The sequence below is a fragment of the Gemmobacter lanyuensis genome (assembly GCF_014652355.1).
In the GTDB taxonomy this organism is placed as follows: Bacteria; Pseudomonadota; Alphaproteobacteria; order Rhodobacterales; family Rhodobacteraceae; genus Gemmobacter; species Gemmobacter lanyuensis.
In genome coordinates, this window is the sequence record NZ_BMYQ01000039.1 from 1 (window position 1) to 1,502 (window position 1,502).

At 55.8% G+C, this 1,502-nt stretch carries 2 protein-coding genes; one reads left to right on the plus strand and one right to left on the minus strand.

Going from position 1 to position 1,502, the window contains the following annotated elements; translation table 11 throughout:
• The coding region (locus IE101_RS19615) for a hypothetical protein (RefSeq protein WP_189635516.1) at positions 1-285 on the plus strand (285 nt) is incomplete at its 5' end.
• Positions 286-357: 72 nt separating this feature from the next.
• Here IE101_RS19615 and IE101_RS19620 read toward each other — a convergent pair.
• Positions 358-1,161, minus strand: a complete 804-nt coding sequence (locus IE101_RS19620) for an HNH endonuclease signature motif containing protein (protein WP_229804338.1) — start codon at positions 1,159-1,161, stop codon at positions 358-360.
• Positions 1,162-1,502: the final 341 nt, after the last annotated feature.

Here is a 1,502-nt window from a genome sequence, read left to right on the forward strand (position 1 = left end):
CGACGCCCTCATGCCCTGGAACTACCGGACCTGAACGGCCTCAGCTTCCCGCTTACAAACTATATGGGTATGCCGGACATTAATCGCGCTGAGTCCGATCACGCGGCGAAAGCGTTTGATCGTCTGTTCAAACTGATCTCGGCCCGCGATGCGGCGAGCAAGCAAGCAGCCCTCAATCTTGTGAAAACTTCGGGCCTCATGCTGGTCCCTGTCATGGACCCTACAGCGTGGGAGGTGGCGGCGGAGTCCTCGCAACACATGCTCAAGAGTTTGGCGCGGGCCTGACGAACATTTCCACAGTGTGTGGAGCCTATTAGCAATTCCTGAGTGTGACGTGGGTCGACTCTCGCACATGGATTAGCAGTAATCGTCAAACACCTCACCGCCGTCCCATGGCAGGCCCTGTGCCAGCGCGAAAGCTTTCTCGGCTCCATCACGCATAAAGAACGTGCCTTGGCTCTCATGCACAAACTGACCATCCTCAAAGGTAATTTGAGCGATTGACCACGGCTTTATCGAGTCTTCGCCGTGCTCGCCAAGCAAGCAAATTGCGTTTCCGCCCGTTAACATCGCAACATCCCCAACCTTTGTCTCACCCCACGGGGAAATGACTGCGATTGCACCTTTGGTTAAACGTTCAAGGTATGTTGCCAGTGGCGCGATGGCCGTCGTATCCGGGCATAAGGGGAACTCAGCCGGTACTTGCCAGTTGCGCTGCATCGCACCCGGGGTTTTTGAGGCGACCAACGGCGGGCTTGGTTCTTCCACTGGGGTTGATCCGCGTCCAAATATCCAGTCACCTAACTTGCCACCACCTTTTTGTCGGTCGGCCTCCGCCCAAGCCAATACTCGTTGGCGGCTGTATTCAGCCTCTGCGGCGGTAACTGTTCGCATCCACTCGAAGTCTGGGGTCAATGAACCGTTCTTGGGGTTCTGTGGATCAGCCAGGAACTGCTCTATACTGCCATAGAGGTACTCGATACGCTTTGCCGTAATGGGATTCAGTAAGATGTTCTCAAGCCGAGTGACCCATCGTAGGTTCTCAGGCCGATTGTTGCGGCGATTGGTGTCGATATGATCGACTACATGGCTCTTGCTTGGTTGCTCGCCGTGGAAAGCAGTCGCAACGACCCTATGCAGTTTGTGGCTGGCAAGCGCCATGTAGCCATCATGATCGCTTGGAGTGCCGAACGTCCAAATTTCGTCAAGCGGTCGCTTTCGCTGTCCCTCCCGAGCGCAGCGAAAGACAGCACCGTTGTCTCGGACAAGGTAGCTTTCCCCACGGTAACTGCACGCTACCTCGGTCTTGAAGAGATCAACCCCGCCGGGGCCAGTAGTCATCCGTTGCCTCTCCTTGTCACCTGAGAGCATCATCTGTGCTCCTTTTCGTCTTTCGTCCAAGTTGGCGTGTCGTCTGTGTCACTGCAAGTGGTGCGCAACGAAGGCTAGGCTCCAGACTCATTGATTTTCACAGCCAGAACATGACGGTGGCCGCGAGAGCG

What these genes read in the sequence shown, in the direction of transcription:
- IE101_RS19620 (WP_229804338.1), bottom strand. Translation starts at nt 1,161, where the DNA reads ATGGCGCTTGCCAGCCACAAACTGCATAGGGTCGTTGCGACTGCTTTC.